Below are 26,637 nucleotides of genomic sequence, written 5' to 3' on the forward strand. Positions count from 1 at the left end.
TTGACTTGATCTTGAATCGAACTGATTATTTGTCATCATCTATAGATTCACCTCCTCTACTACCTATGTAGTATAGACTTCGATAGATTAGGTTCCATTTCAGTCCGTATCTTGGAAATTTGTACCAAAAATAATCCCCGTAAGTATTTATAAACAAATTCTGAATCTATGAAACTGAATATATGAAAATAATAGATAATGAACGTCCGGTGGATTGAAATAGGGTAGAGAAACCGTGATCTCAAATTCCCAAAAAAAAAATAAGCAGACACTGTCTGCTTATCTCCTTCAAAGCTATTTATTTTTACGTATGATATACACACATTTGTTAGCACCTTTGGCGAGACATTCTGTACGTTCTACTTGGGCATCTAGCAAATTGCGAAACAGCGCTAATTCACACTGACATGCCTGCTGAAAGGTATTGGCCACCTTCGCAATGGGGCAGTTATGCTCATTAAAGATATAAGCATCATCACCTTGCGCGGACCAGTCAACCATGTAGCCATTCTCATTCTGAATGTGTGCTAGTTCAGCCACGCGCTCTTCTAAGCTTTTGGCTTGCATCCTTGACTGATAGCGAGCTTCGAGCTTCCCCTGCCTACCTTCAAAGAGCCGTTCGATTTTATCTTGACCTTCGTCTTCTAATAACTCGTCTAATAAATCCAAAGTTAACTGCGAATATTTCTTGGGAAATAATTCGTCAGCCTGTGGTGCTAAAGTATATACACTTGTAGGACGTCCCATAGCTTGCCTTACGAGCTTAGCCTCGAGCAAATCATCCTTCTCCATCGAATGAATATGTCGTCTAACGGCCATCTCTGTAATCCCAAGTTGTTTAGCCATATCTTGTACACTTAACGGTCCCTGCGTTTTGAGCATAGAAAGAATCACTTTACGCGTCGATGTTTCTAGTGTTTGATTCACGCTCTCACCTGCCCTCGGAACTCGTTTAGGTCTCATTTTACAGCATCACAGGCAATAAGTAAATTATGAAACACTTATGTATGTTATGCCAATTCGCTTTTAATAAATGCACGAACCGATGCCGCGAATTCCTCAAAAGCCGCTGGGAGTTTCGGTATTAATGGATGTAAGTCTTGTCGTGGCCATTCTACAAAGTCCTGGACTAGCGGCTTGCGCAGCTTCACTAATTGCAACAGCGTCTCCGTCAAAGACTCTGAATAAGCCCCTTCTCCATGTACGATTTCTACGATGTCTTCGTAGCTGCTTGCATCTCTTAATATAAAAGCATCAATGAGCAAGCTCCCAATATCCGTCACGGTTTCTATCGCCAAATGAAGTAATCGTTCTTGTGAAAGCTGAAAAATCAGGTCTTGCTTCCCTTGTGCCCACTGCGCTTCTAACTGCTGACTTGCCTCAGCAAGTACCGACAGAAACTGAATGCGCCCATCAATTTGTTCATGATTAATAAAATACATGGTCTATCTCCGTCCTCTTTTTCGCCATTTCGTCCATACCAACATCGCAAAAAAAGTGATAATAACCAAAAATATGAGCAAAACCGCCTGCATCAAATATTCATAACTCACGTTCATTCACCCTCTTGATTGATCTCTTTACATGCTATCAACAGTTTATCTCGGGTAGGTGAGAGCGTCAAGCCACGCGGGCTTTCATTCCTAAAAGCATTGTCCTCCTATAGCGATCATGTTACAGTGAAACGAGAGAAAAAAGGAGAATTTGCCTGATGTTATCTAAGCCCAAACTGTCAGAAATCGACATCGTACGCGCACTTGCCATCTTTGCCGTCGTACTCATTCATGGTACGTCTGGCGCCACTCAACTTCCTGTAGGGACAGGCTCCCAGGCTTTCTTTTTCATCCTGAACAAAGCTAGCTTGTTTACCGTTCCTTTGTTCATTTGGATTAGCGGTCTCGTTTTGTTTTATTCCTATTATGAGCGTTGGGAGCCAGGGATGGCACGTGTTTTTTGGACAAAAAGACTACAAAAGATATTAATCCCCTATGTCATTTGGTCCATATTCTATTATTTGTATAATCAAATCATGTTTCATGGCACGATACAGCTCGATGCGTTTCATCTACTTAAATTGCTCTTATCGGGCAATGCGAGCTATCATCTCTATTACATTATCATTATCGTTCAGTTCTATGTGCTGTTCCCCTTGATGATGTCTGCGATCAAGCGTTACGCATGGTTGCGTCGCGGCCTGATTCCTCTAGGTATCGGCATTCAAGCGGCTTCCTATACCTTTCATCATTGGGTAATCCCGCTGCCTGAATATGCCTCGTTGTGCTTAAGTTATATGGCTACGTTCTGCTTCGGTGCCTTTATGGGCATTTATTATCCAACGCTAGTGACTTGGGTGATCCGTTTCAAAAGGTGGATATGGATCGCCGTCTATGTGGCCGGTGGCGCTTATGTCGGCATGCTCCTGCTTCAGCAATATGGTCTTGCTGTAATCGAAAATACTTGGTTCGAGCTAGCTCTGCTCGTTTACTGCCTGACCATCCCACTCGTCTGTGTGCCATGGGCGCGCAACCAGCTAGCGCTCGGCTCACGCTTCAGCGCCTTCTTATCTGCCTTAGGCGCAGCCTCCTTCGGCATCTATCTCGTGCATCCCGCGATTCTCACCCTGTGGGATCGCGTTTCGCCAGAGCCAGCGCCTGGGCGCCTATGGCTCTATGATGTGCACACCGCAGCAGCCGTACTTATCGGGCTGCTGGGCGCTTTGCTGCTCACGCGCGGCTACGCTCGCGCAGTCCAAAAAGGTTCCGCTCGCAGATGAGCGGAACCTTTCTATTTCATGCGCGCCAGCCAGGCCCAGCGCCGCTGCTGTCTGCGGCTGTAGCGAGGCAAGCCGCGGTAAATGTCCAGCGCTTCGCGATACGCGCGCTTGGCATCTTCCTGGCGGCCGAGCTGCTGATACAGCTGGCCGAGTCGGTAGTAAGCCTCGACCGAGGAAGAGTGCAGGTCGCGGAATTGTTCAATAAACTGCGCCGCACGTTTAGGTAGCTGGGGAGCCAGAGCCTCGCCGAGGCGCAGGTAAGCTTCGCCATATTTTACACGTGGATTGAGTTCGATCGCTTTCAGCATAAAGGATTCACCCTCGGCGATTCGGCCAAGTTTCAGTTGACACAGTCCAATTTCGTAATGAACGTCGGCAGATTCCTGCATAATCGGTAGTGTTTGTTCCAAGTAGGGCAGCGCTTCTTGAAATTTTTTGCGTTCAATCAGAATGCGCGCCAATTCCAGCTTCGCTGATGTATTGTGCGGGTTCGCATGGAGGTCAATTCGCAGACGTGATGCTCTTCGATTTAACTGAAATGGTCTCCAAATATTCGGCAGGATGCCAACGTATCTTCTGTCCAAAAAATACAAAATTACAAGTAGAATGAGTAATGCTAGAAACGGATTACCAACGATCCGCCAGAGTAATCCAAATAGTAGTATTTTGATTAGCATGGTGTACTCCCCCTTTTCAACTTCCTTATACTACCATATTATGCTGATTATGTTTACCCCTCCCCTAAGAAAAAAAAGTCTTAAAGGCAAGGAGCTTCTATCATTCGAGATTTTTCGCCAGCAGTGCTATACTAGAAAGAAAAAAGGGAGCTTTGACATGAAAGATTCGCATAAGGCTATATGGCTTAAGAGAAAGAAACTAGGCCGCTCTAGATATTTAATTATGTTCGGGATTGTACCTTGGGGAATCGGTGCTGCGATCCTCACGACCTTGCTTGAATATATAAGCTTCCAATCCGTTAATTCCGCTTGGATTCCAATTCGACTAATCGTATTCGCTTTCATTGGGTTTTTCGTTGCGAATGGACGCTGGGTAGCGATGGAATACCGCTTTGAGCCGCCTGCTCCTAGACGACCGTAAGGTCGTTTTTTTCATATTCAAACACTCGGTGTAAACCAAATTTCCCGGAAATCAATCCAGCCCAAATCGTTGATCGTTACTCCTTTAATCGAGTCATGATACGTCGTTTGTTGGGATCGATGCAGGACGAAAAGAAACGATTTCTCCTCTTGAAGCTCGGCAATCAATTGATGTAATCCACAAATACGCTCATCCAGGTTAGGATTACTCAGAATCCCCTCCATTTTCGAATCCACCCACACCAGCCGATCTTCATTCAAATGTGCACGTACATAACTGTTGCTTTGTTTCAATGTTTGGATGATATGAAGGTCATAATTGCTTTCCATGCAAATGTGATAAAAAATAAGATCGGCTTCATCAATGGTGTCCATCTGCGTCATGTCGGACTCACTCCGAATCGTGATCTCGATCGGAATACCAATCTGCGCACACTGCTGGCAAATCCATATGGCATCCTCATTGTTATTCCGATAGACATACATATGTAACGTCTCGCCGTTGTAGCCCATTTCATTTAGCAAACGCTTTGCTTCTGCAAAATCCGTTCTTGACCTCACTAGCGGCTCCATTGTCGGGATAAAACTGCTTGCCGGTGCTTCTCGAAAACCACCCAGCTCGCCAATCATTCGCTCACGATCTATGACCAAATCAACCGCTTTACGAAAGTTACGATGGCACTGCGGCCCTCTCTTATTGCGATTAAATGTTAATAAACTGCACCCCATAATGGTTTGTTCAATTTGATGCCATTCTGAATCTTTATCAATCACGCCTACCGGCTTACTCGAATTCGATTGCCCACGATACACTTGGATCTTATCCCAGCTTGGTGTTGATTCCTGTAGATCCGAGGGCAGCAGCCAAAATTCGATGAGATCCATATGCGGCCTCACACCGAAATAACTATCAAACGCTCGCAGCTTGCAAATATAATCATCGTTCCACTCTAGCCTGAAAGGCCCCGTCCCAATGGGCATTCGCCCAAAAATCGATTCATTATCCCGGCAAATTTCCTCGGGGACAATCGCCATAGACGTATGTGCCAGCTGTTGAAGAAACAGCACATTCGGCTGGCTTAATTCAATTGCAATCGAACTTCGATTCAGCACTGTAATCGTCTCAATGCTTTCGGTTATCCATCCTTGCGTGGCAGACTGGCCAAGCTTCTTTAGTCGCGCCAAAGAGTAACTTACATCATGCGCTGTCATCTCTCTGCCATGATGGAACAGCACGCCTTTTCGCAAATAAAACGTATAATGCAAACCATCCTCGCTGATTTCCCAGTAATGGGCCAAGTGCGGCTCGATCACCCTTGCCTGCGGATTATATCGTATGAGGGTATCGAAAATTTGACTCACTAGATGGAAATCAAACGCAAAAAAAGTGTGCGCAGGATCCAGCGTCACCAACCATTTGTAAACAGGTACACGCAATGTATCCTTAAACCGCTCCTCAAGCTCAACCGTCCGGTAGCCAAAAAAGCTGAACAACCACTCGATAAAGGAGTCCTGAAGTGCTTCTCCCTTGCCTAGTTGATGAATCAGCTCAATCGTGCCTAAATAATCACCTCGATTTGCAAGCGCCATCGCTTGTTTCGAGATCATGTCTTCCGATGAGACCAAAAAAGTAAGCTCTGAGATGTTCCCTCTACCCCGACCGGGTTTCCAGGAAATCCAATTCTGATCACTCATCTTTTTCAATAAAATCTTTACATTCCGTGTCGAGCAATATAATCTTTCCGCTAATTCTTCTAATGTAATGGGCTGCGGTTTATTCTCAACACCATGCTCAAAACCCGCGCGTAGCTCCAGAAAATGAGTAAGTAGCTGCATCTTCAACGTCCTTTCGATAAAAGGGGAAATCATTGAAGTGAATTATACTCTTTTTGTTCCCCTTATTCTAGCGTAAACTAAACGTATCAGGAAAAGAAAGGAAAGTGACCCTCGTATGCAACCAACAGACCTATATGTATCAGAGAAATTAATGGAGTGGCAACAGCACGATTTGGAAAGCCAGTCCCGTGAGCATTGGAAATGGCAAGCCGGTAGAAAAAGAAAAGTCTACGTGCTTCTAACTAGCTTATTCTTCTGGATTTAATTCGATTCCGTATCGTAACTACCAACACAATCAGAATGAGCGCACACAGAATACCAACTCCGTCGACGACTACATCGATGCCGTGCCCCGTTCGGTCCTTCACGAACGATTGATGCCATTCATCCGACATTGCGTAGAGCAATGAGATTAGGAAGGAGCTGATCAAAGCTATGTTCATTCTGACAGGTTTTGCAAGTAAAGCTATTGACCAAAGCAGGGCAAGCACAGCGTATTCGCTAACGTGCCCTGCTTTTCTTATGAAGAATTCAATCAAATTAATGGGATCTTGCCATGAAATCACTTGCTGATCATAGGTAAACTTCACTTTGGGGATATGTTCTTTCAACTTTTCAGTGGAAAATTTCGATTCCAAGTATGGCTTCAAGCTCTGCTGCTGGTATGGCTCGGCAGACTTCATATAGATGAAAGCCATCCATAGAATGGCTGCTACTAGGAACACGTAGAATACCGTCTTCGATCGTGTTAACTTCGGCATAACGGCCCCTTTCTCACTCACGGATTCATTTTCTTGCGAATACTGAATAAAGCAAAAAATTCAATAACCATTAAATTCACAGCGGATACGCCATAAAATGCCATCCCAAACATCATCTGAAACTGATCTGTCGTTACAGACTTCCACCACAAAACTGCAAAACCTGTCAGCACAATATTTAACGCCGTCGTGATCCAAAAGGAGAATCCTAAACGGTTCGTTTTTCGCATCAAAAGAACACCAATCACAAACGGTACAACGAAAGCGATACCCAAGTAAATCCAATACAATACTGCATTTGACACTTCTACGTCACTCCCAAACGTTCAACTAGTTTATATTACTAGGTTAGCATGAACATACGCACGAAAACAACGTTCGGCCCCCCTTTGCAACAGAATCGACATAGAGCATCTAAGATACACATTTGCAAGAAAAATCCTGAATGACAGGTATTGCCTGCCGCGATATATTCATGTATAATACAAAAAGTCGACGTTTGTAAGCGACAACACGGGGCCTTAGCTCAGCTGGGAGAGCGCATCGCTGGCAGCGATGAGGTCAGGGGTTCGATCCCCCTAGGCTCCATACAATAGAAAACACGATCCTTTGGGATCGTGTTTTTTTGTATGGATCATTGGGGTGAGAACCCCTCAGGGTTCGCCCGCGCGGACGTAGCCAGAGGCGTAATAAGGGGCCCCCGCAAAGTAATCGGAATTTGCTTCAACGCTTATCTTCACTTTGTGGGGTAAGAAAACGGCGTCTGAATCCACCGCTAAAAGTCCTCGTCGAGTATGCTTCGTTAGCCATTTAAATCAAGATTAGGACATCCCTTTAGGGGTTGCCATGCAGCCACTTCTTAAATATCTCTAAAATGCCTTAATATTACCCCTCCATTTAGATAATTTGGAAATAATCAGGGCATTCTAAAATCCAAGCTTTATACAACGTGGAGCCCGAGATGGATAAAATAGATCACCTTGAAAAACTCAACAATTGGATTAGAATCATCAGCCATAATTACATACTAATTATTGTTGCAGCAATTATATTCTTTGCTTGCAAATCACTGATCGGCTATCTGACCTACAGAAAATTTATGCGAGAATTAAAGGAAATCAAGCAACTAATTGAAGATATGAGGTAATAATTTTCAGTTAAGATCCTCAGTGTTCACTTGTAATGAATGCTTTGCATAAATTATTATGCAAGTACTCATTCAGGGAAGTGATCATTTGCAGCTATATTATTTAGCATCCAAGCAAGACGTTATTGAACTCATCCGCGAATGCATTGATCGGGCAAACTATAGTTCTGCCATTTATTTGCTTGAGATTATTCAGCAGATGGAGGAGGATAACCGAACCTCAGTACTTATTACAGTCGTCCGTAAAGATTCTGACGAATAAAGACTCTCATACATTGGCATTTTTTCACCTCGTGTTCCTCAATATTCAGTTGGTGTTGATCTACTCCATGAATACTTTATAAAGCAACTACAAACAATAAAGCCAAAATATTCTATTATAGAGGATTTGAAAAAATGGAAAATGTAATTGAAGCAGCTATTAATACAATTAAATCGATATTCGTTGATGAACCCAAAGATCCGCTTCATGTTGGAGAGGTGATGTCTTGTTGGATTTACTTAGGAGGACTTCAAGAAGCAAAATCTTTTGTCCAATCTGCTTTAAATACAAGTGTAGATAACCAATTAAGACATGTGCTTGAAGAAGATCATCAGCTTGGACTCTCCCAAATTCAACGACTTCAAACGTTTATGTTGAATGAGGGGGTACCCTTACCAGCAGCTCCAGAATCAAAACCCAAGTCGGATGCTAACGCTGTACCACTTGGAGCTAAATTTACAGATGATGAGCTAGTTAACATGTTATCTGTAAAGATCGTATCGCTTATTATTAGTGCTGCTACGGCTTCAGCACAATCAGTAAGAAATGATGTTGCGCTCTTATTCACACAATTTCAAGCAGAAAAAATGGTGCTTGGAGCGAATATTAAATTTATGATGCGAGAGCGTGGTTGGATTAAAATCCCTCCATATTACTATCCACCAGGAGCACCTCCACAATAACAGTTACATACAAATGAATTTGAAAAAATGATGTTTTGATATGTGCTATTATGAACTTGGCCTGGGGCAACAGTCGCAACCATACAGTAGTCACCACAGTCTCTGCCTCAATGTGAATTTTCAATTGGCATTCAAAATAATCACCCAATGTTTTTCCTCCTCATGTATTTCAATATTCATTAAGATTCATCGCGTAATGTAACCCTGCAATCCTTGCGCTAATAAAAAGGGCTTTCAAAAGTCCGCTATCTTAGCGGACTTTTTTCGTTGACATGACGTTGACTGTTACGATGACTACTTCGCAGTTATGCGCTCCACCGCATTTCAGCGATGTGCATCCCGTTTATTCCGATATCTCGAATCCTACGCTTCTCTTCCGTTCAATTCAGACGGTAAAGGAGCGTTTTTGTATTGGACAAGCGTAAAGGAAAATCGATTAAATCAGCGAGAGGTATAGAAGTAGGAAACGCGTATAAACTCGATACATTATTCGAGATTTCTTATCGTGCGAAGATGGCGGTGGGACGCGCAGAAAACACACTGGATTCTTATCGGGGAAATTAACGCTATTTTATCGAATACATCGAGCATCGCTAGTTAGTTCCAGATTCACGGAATATTACAACGGAGCTCATACGCGAATATATAACGAGGTCATTTCACTTAAAAAAAGCGATATTAACTATGCGAGCGTTGTTGTTACGTTGAGGACGGAGGTCACTAAAACGAGGAAACGAGAATTGTTCCACTTTCTAAGCATACCTTAAAACTTACGAGACACCTTTTCAACCTCATTGTGCACTAGCATAAAATCTGCAAGCAACACGCGAGTGTTTCTGCGTCGACAAAAAAAATGCGCCACTGGGGGCACATAGGCTTGTCAGTATTATGGTTTACGTTTGGCAATAACAGTAACTGTTACCAAGCGAGTGGAGTTAGTTGGGTTCCACGCTGTAAAGAACCAATGGTCTTCGGCACTGGAGTAGCTATCGAGCATGTATCCTTGCTCGTCGCCACTAAACACCCAAGATCCACTGATGATGTTGAAGCCGTTTCCGAAGACTTCTATTCTCCGAAAAGTGTTTGGCGGTAAGGTTGTAGTTGAAATGACGAAGCGTCCGAAACCATTACCTAAAGCGGTTGCTTTGATTGCGTTTTTGATGCTGTAGTTAACTGTACGTGCGGCAGTGTATTTTTTGCCGGTTTTGAGTTGTGCTCTTTTAATCACTGCAAGAGCTTTTTTGCTGATCATATAGCATTCTCCTTTCTTAATGGAATAGTATAGTAGATGCTAGAATCATAGATTGTGAGCGGGGCATTTTTCGCGGGAGTGTAGCGGAAATTTGGAGCACATTACGTGCCGCTTGAAACAGCATGAAGCACTGTGTTTTTGTAGCTATCGAGCCCTAAAATGGCCATGTATATAAAAAGATGTGCGTGAACATGGGAAAAATCGGCGGGAGTTTCACAAAAGGATTCAATTTCAAAGCTTTCGACGACGGCTGTGTGTTGGAAGGAGTAAACCTTGAGGTTATGCGCATGATAACCATATTTATAGGAAATATCTGTAACTTTTTCTCCGTTAATTAATTCAACATTTGCATCGGATGATCTCCTATTTTTGATGTACTCATTCAACGACATTCTAGCCATATATGAAAACATTCTTTTATAATGATAATCAGATAGGCCAACAATTTTGGATATGTTTTTTCCAGAGATTTCTTCCGTCAGATGTGTTTCAATGTAGTCCATTAACTAATTAAATTGTTGTAACATTCATTTCCCTCCACTACTAAACCATTTTAGCGGTAAAGTTTATTATTTACTCGATATATTATATACGGAAATTGTCGGACATCCCTTTCAAGGGTTGCCTTGCAAGTGGCATCCCCCTAGGCTCCATACAATAAAAACCACGATCCTTTGGGATCGTGGTTTTTTGTATGGATCATGGGGCTGAGCCCTTTAGTTCGTGATGAACGATTGGCAGCGAGTGGCATTCGACATTTACTTGTGGACTCATACATCGTGTTCTATGTGAACTCTATTCCATTCCGCTTCCACCCTATAAATAATGCATCGTTACCTCACTTCTGACTAAAAATCTTGCATTAATACCTGTCTGCCCAATTCCCTTAGATATGTAGTAAGCCCCATATTGATTTGTATGTAGACCCTTATATATCCCCATGCGGGGCAATTCACCCGCGTCTTTCAATTTAAACAAAAATGGAAGATTAAATTGTTTGCCATGCAAATGTCCAGCCATTAAATAATCATAGGACTTATTTAGATGTAGAACGATGTTAGGATCGTGCGTAATAATAACTTTAGGTTTAGTTTGGTCAACATTTTGAAACGATTTTTCTATGTTGCTCTTGCCTGAATCAAAATCATCAATGCCAATAAGTTCAATTTGATCTATATGTACCGATTCATTTCTTAATACATGTAAGCCATATTTCCTTAATAGTTTTATTAGATCCATGACATTCTTTTGCTGATAATCATGGTTGCCGAGTACACAATAAATGGGTACATGTCCAATAGTCATAGCTCTTAGATACTTCTCTAGTTTGAAGAGACTATTACGATGTTTGGTAAAATCACCTGTAATACATATAAGGTTTGGTTTTTCATTATTGATAATAGTAGTTAGTTTTGTAGGACTTATTCTTAAACGTTCTACATGCAAGTCACTAATCTGTAGGATTTTTAAATTTAAATCCAGATGATATGTAATCCGTTCAATTTTTAGCCATTGTGTAGGTAAGATAAAATTAATATAAAAGAAGAAGAGTATTAGAATCACTATGTATAAATAGATCACTTCACCATTCTCCTCACATAGCAGATTCATTTTTATTAATTTAATATTTATTCTAGATAAATCTGGAATATCCCTTTTATTATTTCTCCCATTGATGTACTGGTTTGAAAAAAATCGGGGGGCTTTCTCATGTCTAAAAATCCAGAAAAATCCAATCGTAGAGGTTTTTGTAATACCTAGTACACCTGCTGATACTTGGAAATTGTATATTTCATATAATAATCCCATGTAAATTATTCAGTCGATACGCAGTCAGTATGTTTTCCAGCTACCCTGAAGGAGAGTGACCATTTTGGATGATCATTATTATTTGGCTGTCTCGAAATCAAAATCCTGGTCCCTGACCAACCATTATAAGGAAGGTGGGAACCTTCATGTTTGAAATCCCCTTTCTAAGGCCCAAGCTTGTAGTGAAAGAAGAATATATGGACTATTTGAAGCAGATTGATGATTCTAGATCCTATACCAATTACGGAGCATTGAATACAAGCTTTGAACAGCAATTAATTCATGATTTGTTTCAAAACGAAGGGTATGCTGTAACTGTCAATAACGCAACAACAGGACTTATCCTAGCTATCTCCCAGATTAAACGCCCAGGTAAATATGCGCTGATGCCTAGTTTCACGTTCGCTGCAACACCATTAGCAGCAATGTGGTGCGGCTTGGAGCCTTATTTTATAGATATAAACGAACGAGATTGGTGCATGAATGAAGAGCTGCTGGACCAAGTGATCCAACAATTAGGGGATGAGGTGGCTGTTGTGGTCCCCTATGCGACCTTTGGAACGAATATGGATACAAGGTATTACGAAACCCTCCAAGAACGGAATATCCCCGTAGTTATTGATGCTGCGGCAAGCATAGGGTCTAGGCTGAATCAGCATTTTGGTCAAGGCTTTTCAGGTGCTGTTGTGTTTAGCTTTCATGCAACGAAGGGCTTTGGGATTGGGGAAGGCGGGCTCATATACAGTAGTGATAAAGAGATGATCAATAGGGTGCGACAAGCGTCTAACTTCGGATTTAACGAAGATCGAGAATCCATGCAAACGGGTCTTAATGGGAAAGTATCGGAATACGCAGCTGCAATCGGACTCGCCACTCTCCATGTATTCCATCAGAAAAAGCAAAAGCGCGCGCAGATTTTTGATTGGTATATGGAAGAGCTTGTGCAAACGGGGCTCCTTGAGCTTGGCTGGCAACTGCAAGAAGTAAGGGGGAGCGTTGCCTATTCATTCTTTTCTTTGTTATGCCCTGAAAAAAGCAGCAATGCCTATTTCGTTCAAAAGCTAGCCAAACATGGCATTCAAGCCCGTACTTATTTTACCCCATCCTGTCATATACAGACTGCTTTTCAGTCATATCCTCGCACATCTCTTCATATAACGGAACAAATTGGAAGGCGGATCATCAATTTGCCGTTGTGGGAAGACATGGACCAAAGCCATGTGCAAAAGATTTTGCGAGGGCTCTCACATGAAGGATAGCAAGCTTGCCATTTGGGGCTGCGGAGGGATGGGCCGTGAGGTTAACCATTTGTGTGAACTACTGAATATTGAGGTTGTAGGTTTTCTAGATGAACGGTCGGAGATGCGCGGACAGATGATTGATGAAATACCAGTACTCGGTGACTTGTCAGATATTATTCACCTTCGTGATCAAATAAAGGTCGTTTGCGCTGGCGTCGGGAGCCCTCAATTAAAAAAACGGCTCGTTCAGAAAACGAGTGACTTCGGTTTTTCGTTTGCAGATAGTCTTGTTCATCCCGCTGTACAACTATCAAGAAAGATTCATATGGGAATCGGATCTATTATTGGTGCAGGCACCATCATTACAATCAATGTTCACATTGGTCACTTTGTTATAGTTAACAGCAGCGTAACGATCGCCCATGATGTCAGAATATCTGACTATGTTACCCTATCCCCTGGCGTTAACTTAAGTGGAAATGTCACAGTGGAGGAAGGGGTTTTTATAGGGACCGGATCTGCTGTTCGTGAGAAAATTACTATAGGCCCTTGGTCCATGATAGGCGGAGGAGCTTTTGTAAAGGATCAAGTGCCCGGAGGGGTATTATATGCTGGTGTCCCAGCCGTATTTAAAAAGAATCTACTGTAGTGTAGAAGAGGTTATTTCTAATTTCCTAACATATGCTTTAATTTTGAATGAACAATATTTTTCACATCAAAACGTTCTTTTATTGTTTCTGCTCCATGAGTTCCTATTTCCAGAGCTTCCTTAAAGTTTGCTTTAATCCACAACAACACATTTGCAATGGTTTGTGCATCTGATGCTACCTCTATATAATCGACTCCCGATTGAAGCACAAGCTTATCGTTTCGAGGATTCGTAGACACTAAAATACAGCCCGTAGACATGGCATCGACCGCCGCTATAGTCTTGTGGGGCAATTCGTAAATCAAACCGAGAGTTCCCTTCATCCGTGATTAATATTCCCTAGTTATGACCATAATTTAATTTAGTTAATAATTAGGGGACATTAAACTATGGATACGCTTATTCTTTATTGCGTTTGGATTGTTACGGCTATTCTCTTGGTGATTTTCATCAGAAGAAAGAATTTATTGAAAGCACAATTAAGTTTCATGTTCATGCAAGTCCCAACTTGGTTATTCGGTACATTAGTTGTTAAGGGAAGGTTAATTGAATACCCTGTTGGTTTTCTTAGCGTTGTCTATAAAGCTAGTTTTACCTTTGAATATTTCGTTTTCCCAGCTGTAAGTGCCATCTTCAACGTGCATTTCCCTCGTGATAAATCATGGTTGATCAAAACGTTGTATACGCTTAGCTTCCCATCCATCATGACAGTAGTCGAGGTTTTACTAGAAAAGAACACCGATTTAATCAAGTATTTAAATTGGTCATGGTATATGAGCTTCATCTCGATAATGATCACACTATTATTATCCTATTGGTATTTTCTATGGTTTTTTAAGAAAATCAAAAAAATGAACACCGAAGATCTGTAGCGTCTTCCATAAGGAGGTTGATTATGATTAAGCGTTATATCCTTGCATGTATGAGCCTAATCCTTCTATTTATACTACCTGCATGCTTTTGGTCAAAAGATTCCGAACCTTCCTCCACGACATCGAACAGCATTTCGCTGACTCCTTTTTTCGAGCCAAACAACTTCGATCATCCCGTTGGACTTGAGCATCGCGTTAGCGCACCGCAACTCATGTATATTGTAGAGCAGCCTGGTAGGATCATCAGCGTGAATATGGATAAGCCGAAGGAAAAGCCTGCTCTTGTACTTGATATTACGGATCGGGTCAATGATAGTGGAAACGAACAAGGTTTGCTAGGACTAGCCTTCCATCCGAAGGATCCAACGTTAGCCTATGTAAACTATACGACAGAGACGCATACAGTCATCGCTCGATACAACACGCTTCCTAACAATCCCTCTCTTCTGGATCCAACTAGTGAGAAAGTGTTGCTAACTTTCAAGCAACCCTACCCGAATCACAATGGCGGTCAACTGGCTTTCGGGCCAGATGGTTACTTGTACATAGCGACGGGAGACGGTGGCAGCAGCGGAGATCCTCAGAATAATAGCCAAAACCTTCAGTCCCTGCTAGGCAAAATACTTCGTATCGACGTAGACAAGCAAGATAGTGGACTTCTCTATGCAATCCCTGAGGACAATCCTTTTATTAGCAAAGGAGCAAAGGAGATCTATGCCTACGGACTACGGAATCCATGGCGATTCAGTTTCGATACCGTCACAGGAAAACTTTGGGCAGCCGATGTTGGCCAGAATAGATTTGAAGAAATTAATCTCATAGAAAAAGGTAAAAACTATGGGTGGCGCATACAAGAAGGATTTGAATGCTATGAACCAAAAGAAGGCTGCAATAAGGCTGGCTTAGAGCAACCGCTGTTTACCTATGGTCGTGATCAAGGCGTATCGATTACCGGAGGTTATGTGTATAGGGGCACGAAGCTCCCTGAATTATACGGTTGGTACGTGTACGCAGATTATGGTACGGGGAACATTTGGGCATTGTCTCAACAAAGTGACGGAACGATCAAGAACCGAACCTTACTAGCATCCGGTTTGAATATTGCTTCCTTCGGTAAGGACGCAGCAGGCGAGCTTTACCTGGCCACACAAGATGGAAAAATCATGAAAATCGTTTAGCATCTAGCTCTACAAGAGGCGGAGCCTAGCCACGTATGTGGGTTTCCCGCCCAGCACCAGCCAAGCTTTGGCTTTTTGTCACTAATCCATAGCGCAGTAACTCTTCGGTCACCACAGCGAGAACCGAGCAGAGAGAAGCCATTATTTTTACGCAACACTTCAGGAAAATGGGTAATTACACTAATCCCTTCTTCTATGGTAAGCGGAGAACGATTTTCTTGCGTTATGGAGGCCAACGCTGCGGTTGGTGTCACATTTAATGTTCCTGTGCCAGTATCGATATCTAATAACAGATAAGCCCTCCCCTCAGGGAGCCCAATCCCCTCAATAGGTTGAAAGCGATTGATTTCCTCGACATCCATGACGCTGAACCCGTTCTTCCCTTCACGTTCCACTAGCTGCATCGCCCGCTCTGCATGTAACCAATCACTTTTAATCACAATGACAAAAGGAATCTTACTTGACTGTGATTCTATTTGGTTAAGATGTATTTCTGAGATTTTATGCTTTAACGGTTCTAATTCCTTCTTAAATGCAGCCGCGGTTAATCCAACTACCTCTGGATATCCTTTAACCATTAGATTCTCGACTTGTCGTTCGAACTCCTCATGCAACATAGGTCCGTAAGTACCTCCTCAATGAAATGCTATATAGTTATCTTACAACATTAAAGCTAATTCAAAAGTTTGTTATAAAAATCCCCTATTTTAATAAGCATTGATTGCAATAACCTTATTCTTCTGCTTTAATCTTAGAAGGATGCTAGGATGAGGTGAACCATGATGATTAAACCCATCGATATTGCGAATCAACTTGATATAAGCACGAGCACTTTAAGAAATTATGAGACCAAAGGTCTTGTCCCTATACCTGCACGATCATCGAAGGGCTATCGTATATACACAGATGTACACGTTGCTTACTTTACATGCATTAAAGCCATGGAACCTGGATTTGGGATGGATGCGACCTCCGAAATTCTACGTTACATGCAATGCAAAGAGATGGATTCCGCACTTCGAATCGTAAATGAAGTGCAAGCTAACCTACATCGTGATACTCTACTAGCTGAGTCAAATATTCAAATTTTAGAAACCGAGTACCTAAGCATACGCGATGCCCAAGAAATGATCTGGATGACAATTGGCGAGGTTGCCGAGGAAACCTCCCTCCCGCGCTCTACCATTCGGCACTGGGAAAAAGTCGGCCTCATACTCTCCTCGCGCGATCCCGAGAATGGCTATCGCAGATATAGTCGATCACAATTACACAAGATTATGCTGCTCCGTACCTTGCGACCAGCTGTCTATTCACTCGATCTAATTGGCCTAAAACAAGCTATCGCAGAAATGGACCCTTCCGATATTGAGCATGCTAAGAGGATTGCGCATCAATCTCTACAATTCCTATTCAAAATCAAACGGGAACAGCTAAGCGGCGTGTATAATTTGTACAAATTATGCCGACTTTTGAATTTGATTGATTAAAATAATCAGCGTTGACCCCCATGAATCATGGGGGTTTCGTCAACTCTTATTGTGAATCTTCACGTTGTTAGGTCTCTGTCATGATGCCTCCATTAACATGGAGAACTTGACCTGTAACGAAAGAGGAATCGTCCGAAGCTAAATAAATGTAGGTAGGAGCCAATTCGAACGGCTGGCCAGCTCGCTTCATTGGCGTTTCTAATCCAAAGGTTTTTACATATTCAGCTGAATAGCTGGAAACGATTAATGGTGTCCAAATGGGACCTGGTGCCACTGCGTTTACCCTAATGCCACGCTCAACTAGTTGAAGTGACAACGAGCGTGTAAAGGATACCACCGCTCTTTTCGTTAATGAATAATCAACCAATAAAGGTGCTCCAGCATTGTCCATGATGCTCTTCTGAGGAAATTGGACGCCTTGATTTAATACTAATACGTTGATTTTTCCATAGCACTCCAAGGTTTTTCGGACTATTTCCATAGAGAAATCAGGATGACGAAGATCGCCTTCGATCAACAAACAACGACCACCGTATTGCTCTACCATCTGCTTGGTCGCGACAGCGTCTTCACGTTCGTACAAATAGACAATTGCTACATCCGCGCCCTCTTTGGCGAATCCAATCGCTACCGCACGTCCAATACCACTGTCCCCACCTGTAATAATGGCAACTTTGCCGGACAATTTCTCGCTCCCCTTGTATGCGGGGTTATCAGATATGGGAATAGGGTTCATTATATATTCGAGCCCAGGCTGTTGGTCTTGATGCTGGGGTGGGAACGTAATGGGTACTTGCTTGCATTTCGTTTCATGACTGTAGTAAGGATAGATCGGAATCATCGGTGGACCTCCATTTTCGTATGTTGATCCATGATATTCACCTATTCCATGAATGGTCCCTTACCCTCTGCAACGCCAGCCTGTGTTCTTCGTGTATATCGCTACACCAAGATTCGCATCTTTTTCAACGTCGTCACCACTTCAATCAGAGCTCTGTAACTTCGAACAATCGCCGTACTCGAACCGAAGTTCATAACGATATGTGTTTCAGTTTCAGGATGACTGAACATATGCGTTCCCAGTATCCCACTGTGGCCCTGGAGCCTTGGTAACCCTCGGAGCAAGAAGAAAAACCCCTCGAAATGAATCTCCATCATCCCCAACCCATAATGAATGCCATTCCTGAATTTATGTGTGAAGGTTGACATGTACTGTAACGATGCTGCATCAATGCATGTTCCATTCAAGAGTGCTTTCTGAAAAAGCAAAAGATCTTGCGGTGTCGTCACGATGCCACCACCTGCCCAATCGCAGCTTAAGCTTGAACATCGGCTGATTTCAACCTTGTTCAACCAAATATCCTGAATCGGTTCCACTGGCGTATGTTTCGGCTGCGAATAGAACATCAAGTACGAATCATTCATTTGTAGGGGATTGAATATCTCAAGGTGCAGATTGTCGCTAAAAGTTTTTCCCGTGATACGCTCGATAATTCTCCCTAACAGGATATACCCCGTATCCGAGTAATGAAAGCGCGACGCTGGAGGTCCAAAGCTTCGTTGATTTCTCCTCGTAAATTCAATCAAAGTCTCAGGTGTCCACCATTCCTGAGGATTACCAACAATACGCTGCATAAACATTGGCTTGTGGATGACAGGGTCCTCGAAATAGTCTGCCAAACCAGATGTGTGCCCCAGCAGCTGCTTGATCGTCACTTGATTAGCGTAGTCAACATCGCGATACACGAAGAGATTTTCCAATTCCGACGGTGACAAATAGGTCACTACTGGAGAATCTAATGAGAGTTTCCCTCTCTCAGCCAGCTTCATAATTAACACAGCTGTAAAAACTTTCCCAATACTTGCCGTATGAAAGGGCTGATTAGGTGTGATCGAAGCATCTTTATAGGCTGTTATTTTCCCTGCGGCATAACGATATGTAAATCCACTACTATCAATCCATACCTGTAATCCCGTCTGATGGCGGCTGCTCTTACGTAATTTCGTGAAGTACGAATCGAGATGCTTTGAAGCTGCCTCATTGCTCCATGATTTTCGAACAAGCATCGCTATTCGGAACCTCCCCAGAACGAATTGTGTTTGCTAACGGCCAATGTTACTATTAGTAATATAACTAATCGTAGAGTAAGGACAAGTCGTATGTCAACACGAATAAGGAGACTCGCTATATGGAATTCGTCATTCTCGGATTATTGATTTTGAAGAATCAGACAGTATATGAGCTCAACAAAGCATTTCAACAAGGCATTGCCTTGTTCTATAGTGCCAGTTACGGCAGCTTGCAGACGGCTTTAAAGAAATTACTTCAACAAGGTGATATTGGCTATGAGGAGCAGGTTGATCGCGGGCGAAATAAGAAAGTATACATCATCACAGACAAAGGTCGAGAAGCTTTCTATAGATGGATGGGCTCAGAGATACCAGCAAGCAGGTTAGAATCTACAGCCCTAGCTAAAGTGTTTTTTCTGGGATTAATCGATTCCACCCAAGATAAACGTGCGATCTTACAGCAAATCATTTCGCAGATTGAAAAGGTTGAAAATGAACTACAGCAAATGGACAAAGGGCTCCAGAACGTTCAAGTTCCGGCACCCTATGCAGAAATCCTTGCGTATCAAATCAAGACCCTTGATTATGGCATTCGTTCTCATGCTTTTGCCAAGGAATGGTTCGAAGCCCTGCTTGCCGATCTCCCTTCGCATACACCCTAACCCGTAGTCAACTAAACGTTCACTTTTCTAAAAATGACACTCTCATAACCGTCCAGCCACAACTCTGACGAGTCTTTCGCAAACTGGCGCTTGCCCGTCCCTGTTCGATAGATCACATTATTCCAATCATGGATATCATCCTCGTCTACCTGACTATCGTCAAATCGAACAAACACGGCATCTGGCGATAAATTAACAACGATCATAAACGTATCACTCTCATACTGCCTCGTATACGACAAAACCATGTCACCTGAATTACGGATAAACGTCAATTTCCCCTTCCAAAATGCGGGATTGCTCGTGCGAAGCTGATTGAGAAAAGCATAATGTTCAAACATTTCTTTATCAAATTGTTGCCAATCGAGTTGATATTCATCGAATAACGACGCCCATGTTGCCAAGGTCGGCTCATTAAACTCCTGTCCCATCATCAAGCATGGAACACCTTCTAACGTAAGCAAAATCGTTGCTGCGGGTCCAGCAAGCTTTTCGCCTAAATAAGAAGCTATTCGAGACTGTTCTTTCTCCTCGAGCCAACTCATTCTAAGCGCATGTTGAGGGAAGCTGTATTTAAAAGAATTATAAATGGACATGAACTCTTGTTGAGTGATCTTTCTATCGATCCAATCGCGAATGAGAATGCGCAGCTTGCCATCGTAAGTCAAATCGCAGGATTCCAGATGATGATACTCATCGTAGGACTGTGAAATTAGGATGAGATCTGCTTTTACCACTTGCAGAGCTTGCTTGATTTCTGTTAGAAAATCATACGGGGTAATGTCCGAATCATCCAGTCGAATACCGTCAAAATCAAACGCAACAACCCAATACTTCATTGCCTCAATGACATAGTTTCGCATATCACGATTATCGAACTGTAGTCCAGCGAAATAGGATCGATTGGGCACATCGTAAAACAGCTCATTTTGTTCGGTTCGCGTGAAAAAATCCGGACGACTTGTAGTCATGATATGATCCACACTCGTTCTGTTCAGAACCCAATCCAGAATGACTCTCATCCCGTTCTCATGCGCTAAGCGGATGAATGCCGTTAGTTCCTCTTTCGTTCCAAAGCTTGGATCAATACGATAAAAATCCTTCACAGCATACGGATCACCATACTTACCAAGCCTACCTTCAAGACCTACTTCGTTGAATGGCATTAGCCACAGCGTGTTTACCCCGAGTTTTTTGAAATAGTTGATTTGATCAGCCAATCCATTAAAACCGTTTTTAGTAAATGCTCGAATATGAAGTTCGTAAATGACAGCTTTCATAATCCATTCAGGACTAGAGAGCGCCTTATAATTGTCATACATATATCCTGGATGTTCCTCTGTAATGTCATTTGTTCTAATCAGCACATCGCCATGCTCCGTCACCGTGATCGCTGAATTATTTTGCCCATCTTCCGATACACTCGGATTCATGGGATCTAGTATCCAACTATCCCCATTCACGACGAATTTATAGAGATGCCTCCCCTTCGGGATCGGAAGCTCAAGCCCCCAGACGTTCTCCCCCTCGATTTGACGCATGAAGTTCCTATCGCCATTCCAATTGTTAAAAGTCCCTGCAACCGCGACACTTTCTATCTGGCTTTCCGTCGCAAACATGAACCGTACACCTTGTGATCCTTTTGTGGGAAAATGAGACATAGATGTGAATCTCCTTTTAGTTTGAAGGATGCTAACGCTTACTCCTCTTCACATCGTAGCGGTTATGGCATAACCTGCCAATGTCCGTTTCTACTCAATTATGATGCGATTATGTTCCATTAATTCTCCATCCTGCATATGTTAATGACTTTGACGCAAACTAAGATGTCTTGCCTAACCCAAACAAACTTGGAGGAGTGATGTTCATGCGCGAGGGATTGATTCCTGCTGTTCTTGGAACTGTCGTTTCTGCATCTGGTGCTACTATGCTAAAAAGCAAATATAAGCTTCTTGGTGTCGGCGTGCTCGGCTTTGGTGTTGCTCATGTGATTCTAGGAGCAATCGATTTGGTGGAACATCGTTAGGTTGGTAAGATCAAGAGGGAGGTCCTTAGGGGCCTCCCTCTTTGCATAATGCCTTATTCGCTCACGGTAGTTTAAGCACATTAACTAGGCTAATTTCGTTCCTAGCTGCTTTACTTTCTCCAACCATTTGGCTCGCTTCTCTAACGAGGACGGCTTTACAGGTCCAATCTCCGTTAGACGTACGGGCGTAATCCCGCAGAATTGCAATATATTGTGCTTCATTACACGGTATCCCGCATGCTTATTGACCCATCGACTGTACCAAGCAGGTGTATCCGTTGTCACAATGAGATGTGCAGATTTACCTACCAGCAACTTATCCCAAAGCGCGGACTTCTCGCGATATTTGAAAGCGAAGCCAGGCAAGAAAACCCGATCAATAAACCCCTTCATCATCGCGGGCATCGCCCCCCACCAGGTTGGATAAACGAAGACTAGATGATCAGCCCAACGGATGAGTTCCTGTGCATGCAGTAAATCCTCTTCGAGCTCTGTACGCTTCCGATAACCAAACTGCAGATTTGGATCAAACGTTAAGGAATAAATATCTATCCTCTGGATGTCAACCTTATTGAGTGAGACCCCTTCGATATAGGCATTCGTTAGGGCCGCACAATAGCTTTGCGGATCTGGATGTCCGTTAATGACAAGTATATTCGATTTCAAGATGATTTCCTCCTTATTTGCGACTATAATCAGCATAGAATGAATGCAGTTTGTTTTGAATGATGAAACACGCAAACCAATTGCTGATTCACGCAAAGGAGGGATTTTCAACTTGAAAAGCCAAGGTGTTGCCATTTCTATGGTGTACCCCATTATGAAAACGGTGGTGCAAAAAGGCTTTGATTCGGATAAATTTCTCACGTATGCATCCTTCGACGCTAGTCTTCTCCAAGATGTAGAGGCACGCATCCCAGGCGAGGAATTGGAGCGATTAACGATAGCCGCGGCCCATTTTACCCAGGATACTCATTTCGGTTTACATCAGGGACAGATCATGGAATTCGCCGATATGGGCATCCTTGGCTATGTCATGATGCATTCCCAATCCGTCGTCGATGCGTTAACGGCTTACCAGCGATATAACGTACTGCTATGCAGCGGATTTAATTTGGACTGGGACGTGGAAGGTGATGATGTACGGATCTCCATGTTTCTACAACATCCCGGTCAGGGACAGATGACCCGTCATTGTATAGAAGATATGGCCAGCTCCTTATTCCGTTTGATCGGCAGACTCAGTAATCGGGCAATCCCACTGCTGGAGGTAGCATTTCATCACGAGGCAACAGCAGATGTAACGCCTTATCAACCCGTATTTGGGCGAATCCCTCGATTCGCTGCGAACAGCAATTATTTGCGTTTCAGCAAGGATGTGTTGCATTACCCCGTCCTCTATTCCGACGCTAAGTTACTGAACATATTTGAGAATATCGCACAAGAAACTAGACAAGAGCTCACACAAGCTAGCCGATTTACTGAACAAGTTGTCCAGTGGATACGTTCGTGCATGCCATCCTATTTCCCATCCTTGCAGCAAACTGCAGATTTCCTCCAAATGAGCGCACGCACACTTCAACATAAATTGAAAGAAGAGAATACGACATATAACGATCTCTCCATTCAAGTACGCAAAGAATTAGCCATGGGCTACCTTCGCAAATGGGAGTTCTCCGTTGGTGACATCGCTTATGTGCTGCATTTTTCCGAGCCTAGTGCCTTTCAAAATGCCTTTAAAAAATGGACTGGCTTAACGCCTGGACAGTATCGAGCCACGATCCAAAGTGAACAAATACGGGTGAATGGCTGAGCGATGCTGTTGAGTCAAATGTTGGGGTACTTAAACAAATGATAGGGGACGACGCTTAATTTTCATACAATCGTAATATTCAAACAAATGGTGTGCATCGACGCTGCTGAGGTTCTAACTCTTGTGGCGTCGTTGGATTTCTCTATTTACAAACCGACGGTCTGTTTATATAATGAGGTTATGGATTAATTTCCAAAAGACGGAGGATTGTGCATATGAAGAATGAGGAACGCAGAGAAATCACCACACGAAAGCTCCTCGAAGCGACGAAAGCGCTATTGAAGGAAAAAGGCTGCCACGCAATCACGATGAAAGATATCATGGATCAATCTTCGCTATCCAAAGGAGCTATCTTCCATTACGTGAAGAGTAAAGACGAAATTTACGCGATGGTGCTGCACGAGCGACTCGAAGAAACGAATACGAAATTCATGCAGGAGACGGAACACGCTGCCAAAACCTTTGATGGACCGATGCAAAGCATCGCGCATAATCTTACCGCATTAGAAGATCCCCATGATATCACGAATAAAATACTCAAATACTTACTTGGTAAGGAAGATGATCCGACCGTTGCGGATGTGCTGCAGCATTTCTATGAGAGATCCGTGTCTTTTGCTAAGAACTGGATCACAATTGGTCAGCTTCATGGTGTCATTATTGAAAACGTTAACCCGGACCAAACTGCTGAAATGTTCGTCCTGCTCTCCCTTGGATTACGTGTCCGTTCCTCTTTTGCCTCGACAACCTCGCTGATCTCTACTGAGGTGTCTACATTTATGTCCACCATTTTGAAAAACCAATCCAAATAAGATCATAAGGAGGTATTCGCATGGCACCTTTCATTGCGCTAATGTCATCATTTCTACTTTTTTGGGGAATCGGTTCTCTCGGGTGGACATATTTCGATGATTGGCACACCGCGCTGCAAGGCGCAGTCGCTGTCATGTATCTGCTTACAGCCTCAGCACATTGGGGTAAAAGACGTCCAGATCTGATTCGGATGGTCCCTCCTGCTTTCCCAAGACCCGCCTCAATCGTAACGATTACGGGCTACTTAGAAATTGCCGGTGCCATCGGGATAATGATTCCCGTTATGTCACTGGCTGCCTCGATCGGTCTATTGCTCCTGCTGCTCGCAATGTTTCCCGCTAACGTCTTCGCTGCTCGCAAGAAATTGACGATTGGCGGCAAGCCTGTGCCTCAATTGGCAGTTCGGATATTACTGCAGCTCGTTTTTATCGGGGCTGTTGTCTTGGCATCGCCATGGTTTGCGCAATAGATGTAATGTGCGATAACAGCTACGATGCGCATGAATTCAGCAACATTTGTGATACAATACCTAATAAAAGGAGCTGCTGACATGCAAAAAATCTCGCCATTCTTATGGTTCGACGGCAATGCCGAAGAGGCAATGAACTTCTATACATCCATATTCAGCGATTCCCAAATTGAAAGTATAAGTCGCTCTGGGCCTGAAGGAAGAGTTATTTCAGGAACATTTTTGCTTGGTGGGGTGCGGTATATGGCTTTAAATGGCGGGCCTCATTTCAAATTCACCCCTGCCCTCTCGCTATACGTAAACTGCGAGTCGCAAGAAGAAGTCAACACCTATTGGGAAAAGCTGTCTGAAGGCGGCATGCCTCAGCGCTGTGGTTGGGTACAGGATAAATTTGGCCTGTCTTGGCAAATCATCCCGAGTATCCTAGGGGAACTACTCAATGCCGAAGATCGCGTGAAAGCGGCTCGTGTGATGAACGCGATGCTCGGCATGCAGAAGATTGACATCGCCGCGCTTAAGCAAGCTTACGAAGGATAAGTACGAAAAGGAGCTTCAAGCGCGTCTGCGCTTGGCTCCTTTTTTGGTAAAAAGCTGCAGCGGGGGCGATGTGGGCTGGTTTCGCTCGCCTCACCGTACTGTAACGATGAAAAACATCGTTACAGCAGCGACACGCCCCTGCTTAAATGCCCAAAGATGCAAAAATACAACCTTTTCCGAGGAAAAGGCTACACAATGATAAATGCGTGCGAAAGCGCAACCTTTTGGGCCGAAACGCCACCAAAATGAGGAGCGCAGCAGAAATAGTTGCAGATTTGCAACCATTTCAATTGGCGTGGTCATTCCCCTACAAAAGGTTGTACTTTAGTACTTTAGCATTTTTGCACTCAAAAAACGTGAAAAAGAGGGTCCCCGCCAGTAACCATGGCTTTCGGGGGGCCCTCTTTTTCGCGTAACGCAGCCTACTTGCGCTGAGCTTCAAAACCGTCGACTAACACCTTAAGCCCGAACAAAAACTCTTCATCCCAATTGACTGCCGTCGTATAGGGCAATAGCCGAACAAAATGGGGATATAGTTCGGCGGAGAGCGATTGCATACGTGTTGCTGGGGTCTCTTCGATTTTATCTGAAGGCTCGACGGGTGCCGCGATTGCCATTAAGCGATTTTCTTCATCGACGAAACTATAGATGAAATTCTTAACCATGCTGGCGAACCATGGAATGTGCGGATCGCTGAAGCCCGATTTGGCGAATAATCGGTATAGAAACTCGATATGCGCCAGCCGCTGGGGGCTCCCAGCCATCGTTGCGCTCATGATGGATATCGCATCTCGATAACGATGCAGCACGAGTCGGAAATGAAGCGCCCACTCGCGAAGCTGCTCCTGCCAATCGAGGCTTTCATCTGGAAAGCTCACATCAGAACTAATTTGCTCAGCGAGAAGATGCATTAATTGCTCTTTGTCTTTGACATGATAATACAGAGAAGCTGCCTTAACACCGAGAGAATCTGCAATTTTACGCATGCTGATCGATCCTAACCCCTCATCGCGCAACAGTGTTAGGACAGCTTGAATAATACGTTCACGATCTAGTGGGGTATGTACATCGGATGCCCCTTGTCCTTCATCGGCCCCCTCCGTTTGTAGGGGATGAATTCGTCTACGCGCCATGTTCGACCTCCAATTTCTCTTGACAATTATACCACAATACATTAATCTAACATCATTAAATTATTAT

The 26,637-nt window shown here is 43.4% G+C and carries 31 protein-coding genes and 1 tRNA gene; 17 read left to right on the forward strand and 15 right to left on the reverse strand.

From position 1 onward, the window contains the following. Positions 1-294: 294 nt before the first annotated feature. Together ASL11_RS16580 and ASL11_RS16585 are read right to left on the reverse strand one after the other, a co-directional pair. Positions 295-927, reverse strand: a complete 633-nt coding sequence (locus ASL11_RS16580) for a helix-turn-helix transcriptional regulator (RefSeq protein ID WP_268796203.1) — start codon at positions 925-927, stop codon at positions 295-297. 83 nt (positions 928-1,010) lie between these two features. Next, the gene (locus ASL11_RS16585; protein WP_056616488.1) at positions 1,011-1,442 is read right to left on the reverse strand and encodes a DUF86 domain-containing protein; all 432 of its coding nucleotides are present in this window, start codon (positions 1,440-1,442) and stop codon (positions 1,011-1,013) included. A 269-nt stretch (positions 1,443-1,711) separates the two neighbouring features. Here ASL11_RS16585 and ASL11_RS16590 point away from each other — a divergent pair, with 269 nt between their 5' ends. Beyond that, positions 1,712-2,773 (forward strand): acyltransferase, encoded by a 1,062-nt coding sequence (locus ASL11_RS16590; protein ID WP_056616497.1) that lies wholly within the window; start codon positions 1,712-1,714, stop codon positions 2,771-2,773. A gap of 11 nt (positions 2,774-2,784) precedes the next feature. Here ASL11_RS16590 and ASL11_RS16595 read toward each other — a convergent pair whose 3' ends face one another. Next, the gene (locus ASL11_RS16595) at positions 2,785-3,450 is read right to left on the reverse strand and encodes a tetratricopeptide repeat protein (protein ID WP_056616500.1); all 666 of its coding nucleotides are present in this window, start codon (positions 3,448-3,450) and stop codon (positions 2,785-2,787) included. Between the two features lie 157 nt (positions 3,451-3,607). Between ASL11_RS16595 and ASL11_RS16600 the strand changes: the two genes are divergently transcribed. Next, positions 3,608-3,871 carry a hypothetical protein gene (locus tag ASL11_RS16600; RefSeq protein ID WP_056616503.1) on the forward strand — a complete coding sequence of 88 codons (264 nt, stop codon included), beginning with the start codon at positions 3,608-3,610 and terminating at the stop codon, positions 3,869-3,871. A gap of 17 nt (positions 3,872-3,888) precedes the next feature. On the opposite strand, the gene ASL11_RS16605 is transcribed toward ASL11_RS16600, so the two are convergent. The 3 genes from ASL11_RS16605 to ASL11_RS16615 all read right to left on the reverse strand — a co-directional run bounded on the left by ASL11_RS16605 (position 3,889) and on the right by ASL11_RS16615 (position 6,772). Next, a complete protein-coding gene (locus ASL11_RS16605; protein WP_162261656.1) occupies positions 3,889-5,706 on the reverse strand; it encodes an ABC transporter substrate-binding protein in 1,818 nt (605 codons plus the stop codon). Between the two features lie 242 nt (positions 5,707-5,948). Continuing rightward, complete coding sequence (locus ASL11_RS16610; RefSeq protein WP_056616508.1) at positions 5,949-6,467, reverse strand: VanZ family protein; 519 nt, start codon at positions 6,465-6,467, stop codon at positions 5,949-5,951. A gap of 17 nt (positions 6,468-6,484) precedes the next feature. Further along, positions 6,485-6,772 carry a hypothetical protein gene (locus ASL11_RS16615; protein WP_056616513.1) on the reverse strand — a complete coding sequence of 96 codons (288 nt, stop codon included), beginning with the start codon at positions 6,770-6,772 and terminating at the stop codon, positions 6,485-6,487. A 210-nt stretch (positions 6,773-6,982) separates the two neighbouring features. Between ASL11_RS16615 and ASL11_RS16620 the strand changes: the two genes are divergently transcribed. The 4 genes from ASL11_RS16620 (at position 6,983) to ASL11_RS36530 (ending at position 9,123) form a co-directional block, all read left to right on the forward strand. Further along, a tRNA-Ala gene (locus tag ASL11_RS16620) sits at positions 6,983-7,055 on the forward strand. 647 nt (positions 7,056-7,702) lie between these two features. Further along, positions 7,703-7,876 carry a hypothetical protein gene (locus tag ASL11_RS36525; protein WP_157256940.1) on the forward strand — a complete coding sequence of 58 codons (174 nt, stop codon included), beginning with the start codon at positions 7,703-7,705 and terminating at the stop codon, positions 7,874-7,876. 134 nt (positions 7,877-8,010) lie between these two features. After that, a complete protein-coding gene (locus ASL11_RS16630) occupies positions 8,011-8,559 on the forward strand; it encodes a DUF3231 family protein (RefSeq protein WP_056616519.1) in 549 nt (182 codons plus the stop codon). 411 nt (positions 8,560-8,970) lie between these two features. Beyond that, positions 8,971-9,123 (forward strand): hypothetical protein, encoded by a 153-nt coding sequence (locus tag ASL11_RS36530; protein WP_157256941.1) that lies wholly within the window; start codon positions 8,971-8,973, stop codon positions 9,121-9,123. Between the two features lie 322 nt (positions 9,124-9,445). On the opposite strand, the gene ASL11_RS16635 is transcribed toward ASL11_RS36530, so the two are convergent. Further along, on the reverse strand, positions 9,446-9,811 hold the full coding sequence (locus ASL11_RS16635; RefSeq protein ID WP_056616522.1) for a hypothetical protein: 366 nt from the start codon (positions 9,809-9,811) through the stop codon (positions 9,446-9,448). 816 nt (positions 9,812-10,627) lie between these two features. Then, the gene (locus ASL11_RS16645; RefSeq protein WP_235550480.1) at positions 10,628-11,620 is read right to left on the reverse strand and encodes a metallophosphoesterase; all 993 of its coding nucleotides are present in this window, start codon (positions 11,618-11,620) and stop codon (positions 10,628-10,630) included. 146 nt (positions 11,621-11,766) lie between these two features. On the opposite strand from ASL11_RS16645, the gene ASL11_RS16650 reads away from it, so the two are divergent. Further along, positions 11,767-12,879: a DegT/DnrJ/EryC1/StrS family aminotransferase gene (locus ASL11_RS16650; protein WP_056616531.1), complete on the forward strand. Its 1,113-nt coding sequence runs from the start codon at positions 11,767-11,769 to the stop codon at positions 12,877-12,879. Then, positions 12,869-13,510 carry an acetyltransferase gene (locus tag ASL11_RS16655; protein ID WP_056616534.1) on the forward strand — a complete coding sequence of 214 codons (642 nt, stop codon included), beginning with the start codon at positions 12,869-12,871 and terminating at the stop codon, positions 13,508-13,510. Before ASL11_RS16650 ends, ASL11_RS16655 begins: the two co-directional genes overlap by 11 nt. Positions 13,511-13,527: 17 nt before the next feature. On the opposite strand, the gene ASL11_RS16660 is transcribed toward ASL11_RS16655, so the two are convergent. Continuing rightward, on the reverse strand, positions 13,528-13,833 hold the full coding sequence (locus tag ASL11_RS16660; RefSeq protein WP_056616537.1) for a glycosyltransferase: 306 nt from the start codon (positions 13,831-13,833) through the stop codon (positions 13,528-13,530). 66 nt (positions 13,834-13,899) lie between these two features. On the opposite strand from ASL11_RS16660, the gene ASL11_RS16665 reads away from it, so the two are divergent. Both ASL11_RS16665 and ASL11_RS16670 read left to right on the forward strand, forming a co-directional pair. Further along, entirely contained in the window at positions 13,900-14,382 is a 483-nt protein-coding gene (locus tag ASL11_RS16665; RefSeq protein WP_056616540.1) for a CBO0543 family protein, read from the forward strand. A 23-nt stretch (positions 14,383-14,405) separates the two neighbouring features. Beyond that, positions 14,406-15,560, forward strand: a complete 1,155-nt coding sequence (locus ASL11_RS16670; protein ID WP_056616543.1) for a PQQ-dependent sugar dehydrogenase — start codon at positions 14,406-14,408, stop codon at positions 15,558-15,560. Here the strand turns inward: ASL11_RS16670 and ASL11_RS16675 are convergent. Beyond that, positions 15,557-16,177, reverse strand: coding sequence for a DUF5701 family protein (locus ASL11_RS16675; protein WP_056616545.1), 621 nt, complete (start codon positions 16,175-16,177; stop codon positions 15,557-15,559). The genes ASL11_RS16670 and ASL11_RS16675 overlap by 4 nt on opposite strands. Positions 16,178-16,339: 162 nt before the next feature. Between ASL11_RS16675 and ASL11_RS16680 the strand changes: the two genes are divergently transcribed. Next, positions 16,340-17,047 carry a MerR family DNA-binding transcriptional regulator gene (locus ASL11_RS16680; RefSeq protein ID WP_056616550.1) on the forward strand — a complete coding sequence of 236 codons (708 nt, stop codon included), beginning with the start codon at positions 16,340-16,342 and terminating at the stop codon, positions 17,045-17,047. A gap of 67 nt (positions 17,048-17,114) precedes the next feature. On the opposite strand, the gene ASL11_RS16685 is transcribed toward ASL11_RS16680, so the two are convergent. After that, complete coding sequence (locus tag ASL11_RS16685; protein WP_056616552.1) at positions 17,115-17,888, reverse strand: SDR family oxidoreductase; 774 nt, start codon at positions 17,886-17,888, stop codon at positions 17,115-17,117. A gap of 101 nt (positions 17,889-17,989) precedes the next feature. After that, positions 17,990-19,114: a serine hydrolase domain-containing protein gene (locus ASL11_RS16690; protein ID WP_056616555.1), complete on the reverse strand. Its 1,125-nt coding sequence runs from the start codon at positions 19,112-19,114 to the stop codon at positions 17,990-17,992. Between the two features lie 122 nt (positions 19,115-19,236). Between ASL11_RS16690 and ASL11_RS16695 the strand changes: the two genes are divergently transcribed. Continuing rightward, on the forward strand, positions 19,237-19,779 hold the full coding sequence (locus tag ASL11_RS16695; protein ID WP_056616559.1) for a PadR family transcriptional regulator: 543 nt from the start codon (positions 19,237-19,239) through the stop codon (positions 19,777-19,779). A gap of 11 nt (positions 19,780-19,790) precedes the next feature. Here the strand turns inward: ASL11_RS16695 and ASL11_RS16700 are convergent, their stop codons facing one another. Continuing rightward, the gene (locus ASL11_RS16700; protein WP_056616560.1) at positions 19,791-21,440 is read right to left on the reverse strand and encodes an alpha-amylase family glycosyl hydrolase; all 1,650 of its coding nucleotides are present in this window, start codon (positions 21,438-21,440) and stop codon (positions 19,791-19,793) included. A gap of 206 nt (positions 21,441-21,646) precedes the next feature. On the opposite strand from ASL11_RS16700, the gene ASL11_RS16705 reads away from it, so the two are divergent. After that, positions 21,647-21,805 carry a hypothetical protein gene (locus ASL11_RS16705; RefSeq protein WP_056616564.1) on the forward strand — a complete coding sequence of 53 codons (159 nt, stop codon included), beginning with the start codon at positions 21,647-21,649 and terminating at the stop codon, positions 21,803-21,805. A gap of 84 nt (positions 21,806-21,889) precedes the next feature. Here the strand turns inward: ASL11_RS16705 and ASL11_RS16710 are convergent, their stop codons facing one another. Further along, positions 21,890-22,471: an NAD(P)H-dependent oxidoreductase gene (locus ASL11_RS16710; protein WP_235550481.1), complete on the reverse strand. Its 582-nt coding sequence runs from the start codon at positions 22,469-22,471 to the stop codon at positions 21,890-21,892. A 112-nt stretch (positions 22,472-22,583) separates the two neighbouring features. Here ASL11_RS16710 and ASL11_RS16715 point away from each other — a divergent pair, with 112 nt between their 5' ends. From ASL11_RS16715 to ASL11_RS16730, 4 genes are all read left to right on the forward strand, one after another. After that, entirely contained in the window at positions 22,584-23,618 is a 1,035-nt protein-coding gene (locus ASL11_RS16715; RefSeq protein WP_056616566.1) for an AraC family transcriptional regulator, read from the forward strand. Between the two features lie 215 nt (positions 23,619-23,833). Further along, complete coding sequence (locus ASL11_RS16720) at positions 23,834-24,430, forward strand: TetR/AcrR family transcriptional regulator (RefSeq protein ID WP_056616569.1); 597 nt, start codon at positions 23,834-23,836, stop codon at positions 24,428-24,430. 20 nt (positions 24,431-24,450) lie between these two features. Continuing rightward, a complete protein-coding gene (locus ASL11_RS16725) occupies positions 24,451-24,900 on the forward strand; it encodes a DoxX family protein (protein WP_056616572.1) in 450 nt (149 codons plus the stop codon). An 81-nt stretch (positions 24,901-24,981) separates the two neighbouring features. Further along, positions 24,982-25,437, forward strand: coding sequence for a VOC family protein (locus ASL11_RS16730; RefSeq protein WP_056616580.1), 456 nt, complete (start codon positions 24,982-24,984; stop codon positions 25,435-25,437). 422 nt (positions 25,438-25,859) lie between these two features. On the opposite strand, the gene ASL11_RS16740 is transcribed toward ASL11_RS16730, so the two are convergent. Next, a complete protein-coding gene (locus tag ASL11_RS16740; RefSeq protein WP_056616584.1) occupies positions 25,860-26,570 on the reverse strand; it encodes a TetR/AcrR family transcriptional regulator C-terminal domain-containing protein in 711 nt (236 codons plus the stop codon). Positions 26,571-26,637: the final 67 nt, after the last annotated feature.

Source organism: Paenibacillus sp. Soil750, from assembly GCF_001428045.1.
In the GTDB taxonomy this organism is placed as follows: Bacteria; Bacillota; Bacilli; order Paenibacillales; family NBRC-103111; genus Paenibacillus_E; species Paenibacillus_E allorhizoplanae.